Genomic DNA, 4790 nt, shown 5'->3' with positions numbered 1-4790 from the left:
TAATTTATCCTCAATTGATTTGTCTATCCTAGATCGATGTATAGACAACACTTATCTACAGTCCTAAATTGTTGTTGTCTAAATAAAAGCAATCCATACATCGAGTTCTGGTTGTCTCGTTCAGTCAATAATGTTTCTTTTTATTATTCTGTACCTATTTCAATCTCTGCCTCTGACAGCATTTTTTTGTATTCCTGTGCTAGTGCCTGTTTGGCTTCATCGTCGCCGTGGACGATTCTGATGTGGCTGGGTTTGTGATGCATACGTTTGACGAAGTTGATGAGGTTGTGTTGGTCGGCGTGGGCGGAGTAACCACTGATAGTGTGAATAGTGGCTTTAATATCAATTTTTAGTTCGTTGATATAAACGTATCCGCCTTGTGGGCCGTAGGTTTGTATGTCTCGGCCTGTGGTGCCTTTAGCTTGATAGCCGACAAACAGAACATCTGTGGTTGGTTTTGATAAAAAGCGGGCGAGGTAGTTGCTGATCCGTCCTCCTGTGCACATGCCTGATGCGGCGATAATAATGGCGGGTTTATTGACTGAATCTAAATAATTGATCACTGCAAGATGGTCTTGATGGCTGTCGATAGTCGTTAGCTGATTAAAGTCGAGTGGATGGCGTCCTTGGGCTAGTTTTCGTTTGGCTTCGTTATCCCATAGCATTTTGAATTGACGATACTTTTGGGTAAAGTTAGCCGCCATAGGTGAGTCGACGATAATGTCGATATCTTGCCATATTGGGTTGTTTTTATTGCGATAAATGATGTGTTCAAATTCGTAGAGTAACTCTTGAGTTCTGCCTATGCTGAAGGCCGGAATGAGCACTACGCCATTATCTTTTACGGCTTTTTCAATAATGTTTTTAAGTTGCTTGCTACGATCTTTACGGCCTTGATGATTTTTATCTCCATAGGTCGATTCAATCACTAAGGTATCTGCTCTGTATGGGCTTTTGGGGCTAGCAAGTAATGGTGCATAGCTAGCGCCTAAGTCACCGGAAAACACCACCCTATGGCTTGTCTTAGCACTGTTTTTAGCATTAGATGTTGAGCTGGCCTTGGGGCCACTTAAGTCTATTTCCACATAAGCTGAGCCGAGTATATGTCCTGCTGGTTTAAATTTAAGTTTGGCTTTGGTGAACCCTGGTGGGTTTTCTAATGTATTTATCCCCGACGTTGTTGACGTCAATCTTGACGATGATGATTCGCCAAGGTTGATTGGCAGTGTTATCCACTGACCGTAATCTACTGCAACAAGCAGTTTATTGAGTCTATTAATACAAGCTTGTATAAGTGTGGTATCGCGAGTGACACCGACTTTTAAAGCATCTTCTATGACCAAAGGTAATAATGCCGCTGTTGCTGTTGTGGCATAAATAGGTTGGTTAAATCCTGCTGCGAGTAAATAAGGAATACGCCCGACGTGGTCGATATGGCAATGAGTAATAATCAGCGCTTTGATATTGTTGATATCGAAAGCGATTTGTAGCTGTTCTGCTGAACTTTGCCCGGCGGTTTCTGCCCCTTGAAATAAACCACAATCGATAAGATAGCTGCTGATATGCTTGCTGTGGTGATTCACATCCAGTTGGTGACATGATCCTGTTACGCCGTTTACCGCTCCGTGGTGAATGATCTGCATGTTAGTCCTTTAATGCTAAGTGAGACTTTATTAACTTAGCAGCCGACCCACTATTTTGCTAGCTGCAGGTTGTCTATGAAGCGAGTACCTTAGGCGACGACAAGCTCAGTCCACTTTCTTAATGGCAGTAATGCTGGCCTTAGACGCTAGGGCTACTGACTGTTTAGATGTTAGGTCTTTTGTCTGCTTAGATGCTAGATAGCGGGTGCAAAACTAGATGCATTTATTAGCCATTTTTGTCACACTGTGGCAAATAAAAATACTAACAATTAACAATGGAAACGATAACAAGGACTCTTCATGAAAGCTTTTACTCTGGTATTAACCAGTTTAGCCATGGCTCTATCTGGCATGGCTCACGGGGCAGATATAGATGCCAAATACATTCAACGCTTAGGCCCAGTTAACCAACCGTCGGCTACGCCATTATCAAAAAGTGATCATGCAGATGCGCTACGAGCTAACCTAGTCGCTAACTTAGTTGCTAAGTCTGGACAAACCCAGGTAAAAACGGTTCAAGTATTTAATCAACAACTCACTTGGCAAGCTGCCTCAGTAAAGATTGAAGGGGAAGGTTGGTTAGCCTATAAGCTGCCGCTATCGACTCAGCGATTTACCCAAGGTACGTTAACTGTTAAAGGGCTTGAAAATCCGCAAGTGTATTTGAATGGGCAGTTGCTTAAATCTGCTGATAAAGTCGAACTTGAGCTGGCTAATGCTGACTATCAGTTGCTGGTGTTGGCTGATGGCCAAACGCAAGATGCGTCATTTAGCCTTGATTGGCAGGGAAAAAGTGAGGTTGATACCCTCGACTTTTCGGCCCAAAAATCACAGCGGGTGTCTGCGCAGCAATTGTTCGACTCAAAAGTTATCAGTGGCTTAACCTTATCCCCAAATGGTAAGTACCTACTGCAATCGACCATTGAATATCAAGCTAGCAAGGGGGACTCGGCTATTCAAGTGACCGAGTTACGCAAATTATCGGACAACAGTGTGATGTATCGCTGGCAAGATAATCGCCCAAGCAGCGCAGTGTGGTCGAACGACAGTAAACAGTTAGCCTTTGTGGCCAATAAACAAATTCAATTACTCAAGGTGGCAGATTTAACCATCAATGTTGCCGCCACTGATATTGATAATGTGTCGGGTTTGCAGTGGTACGCTGACAGCCTGTTATTTAGTTGGCAAAAACCGTTTAAGGCCGATGAAAAAGCGACCTCAAAACGTTTTCGTGCATTAGAAGACCGCTGGAGTTATTGGCGTGATAATAGCCAAATATATCAATTAGATGTGGCTTCCGGTTTTATTCGCCAGTTAACCGATAACCCAATCAGCACAGACTTAGTTGACAGTAATCTTGATAAGAATACTGTGCTATTAACACGATCTCCGGTTGATTATTCTGAGCCTGCGCATTCATTAACACAGCCGATAGAGTTGAGCTTATTTGACTTAACAGAAACTGCGATAGGTGAATACCGACGCTTTTACGGTGCTTTATATGCTGATGATGGTACGTATATTACTGCTGGGCCACGTTTTATGGACGGCACAGGAATACAAGATCCCAGCATTGAAGTGAATGATTATGATGGGCAATTATATTGGCGTGATGCTAACGGTAATGTCAGTGCGTTAAGTAAAGACTTTGATCCTGCGATTGGCAGTATGACTAAGCTTGAAAATGATGATCTGATATTGACGGTAACCGAAGGCGATCGCGCACCTCTGTATCTATTTGATAAAAGTAACCGCCGTTTTACTAAAATAGATAGCGGCGTGGATATGGTCGACAGCTTTAGTGTCGCCATTGAACAATCAAGCCCAACCATAGTCTTCGCCGGTACATCTGCTACCGTGCCACAAAAAGCCTATAAAATGACCTTGAACTCAAGTCGCAAACAGACGTTGTTTGATAGTCAACAGCTAAACTATGCCAATACCCGTTTGGGCGAGATTGAAGATTTTGATTTCACTAATCAGCATGGTCACAATATTGATGGTCGAGTGTATTTACCCGCAGACTTTGATGCTAGTAAAAAATACCCTGCATTAGTGTATTACTATGGCGGGACTTCTCCGGTTGGACGCCACTTTACTGGGCGTTGGCCATTTAATTTATGGGCGGCCGAAGGGTATGTTGTGTACGTGCAGCAACCTAATGGGGCCACTGGTTATGGTCAAGCATTCAGCGGTCGTCATGTGAATGCATGGGGCAAATACAGCGCAGATGACATTATTGAAGGCACTAAAGCGTTTTTAAAGGCGCATAGCTATGTCGACCCTAAACGAGTGGGGAATATGGGCGCATCGTATGGTGGCTTTATGACTCTATATTTAGCCACCAAAACGGATATTTTTGCCGCGTCAATGTCGCATGCTGGGATCAGTAATTTATCATCTTATTGGGGACATGGCTGGTGGGGTTATGGCTATTCTGGTGTTGCCAGCCGCGGTAGTTTTCCGTGGAATAACCCTGAGCTCTACGTTGAGCACAGTCCGTTATACCATGCCGACAAGATCACCACGCCGCTATTGCTGATCCATGGCAATGCCGATACTAACGTGCCAGTGGGTGAAAGCCATTATATGTACACTGCACTTAAACTATTAGGCAAAGAGGTTGAGTTAGTTGAGTTTAATGGCCAAGACCATCACATCAATACGCGCCAAGCACGTTTTGACTGGTGGAATACAACTATGGCCTGGTTTGACTTAAAGCTAAAAGATGAGCCTGAGTGGTGGAATAGTCTTTACCCTGAGACAAAAGAGCAACAGTAAAAGTAAGTGTAAAATAGCCTCGCATTGCGGGGCTATTTTTATCTAATTTGTCGAGAACGCCTCATGATCAGAGTGAAGCTAAGTCGCGGGGTGATTCACTGCGCGAGTAAGGTATTCAGATTGATGCCAGTCACACCCTAGATGCTATATTGCTATCATGTTACGGATGGACTCTATTTCTTCCTAGCGTTTTCGCTTGATAGAGGCACTTATCAGCATTATTGATCAGTTCATCGATAGTTTCATCTTCAGTGAGCTGAGATATGCCGATACTGATGGTGACCTGGATTTGATGTTTGAGAAAGTGGATGGTGTGGTTTTGCACACTGAGGCGAATTTTTTCAGCGATGATGCCTGCTTGCTCTG

3 protein-coding genes are annotated in these 4790 nt (G+C 43.7%); 1 reads left to right on the top strand and 2 read right to left on the bottom strand.

The features are described from left to right. Positions 1–143 precede the first annotated feature (143 nt). Positions 144–1643: an MBL fold metallo-hydrolase RNA specificity domain-containing protein gene (locus H5185_RS21300; RefSeq protein WP_182743127.1), complete on the bottom strand. Its 1500-nt coding sequence runs from the start codon at positions 1641–1643 to the stop codon at positions 144–146. 300 nt (positions 1644–1943) lie between these two features. Here H5185_RS21300 and H5185_RS21295 point away from each other — a divergent pair, with 300 nt between their 5' ends. Next, positions 1944–4424 carry a S9 family peptidase gene (locus H5185_RS21295; RefSeq protein WP_182743126.1) on the top strand — a complete coding sequence of 827 codons (2481 nt, stop codon included), beginning with the start codon at positions 1944–1946 and terminating at the stop codon, positions 4422–4424. Positions 4425–4584: 160 nt separating this feature from the next. Here the strand turns inward: H5185_RS21295 and H5185_RS21290 are convergent. Continuing rightward, the coding region (locus H5185_RS21290; RefSeq protein ID WP_182743125.1) for a diguanylate cyclase at positions 4585–4790 on the bottom strand (206 nt) is incomplete at its 5' end.

Source organism: Shewanella sp. SG44-6, assembly GCF_014164185.1.
Taxonomy (GTDB): Bacteria; Pseudomonadota; Gammaproteobacteria; order Enterobacterales; family Shewanellaceae; genus Shewanella; species Shewanella vesiculosa.
Note: the sequence above shows the minus strand (reverse complement) of the source record. Positions and strands in the feature narration are given on the sequence as shown.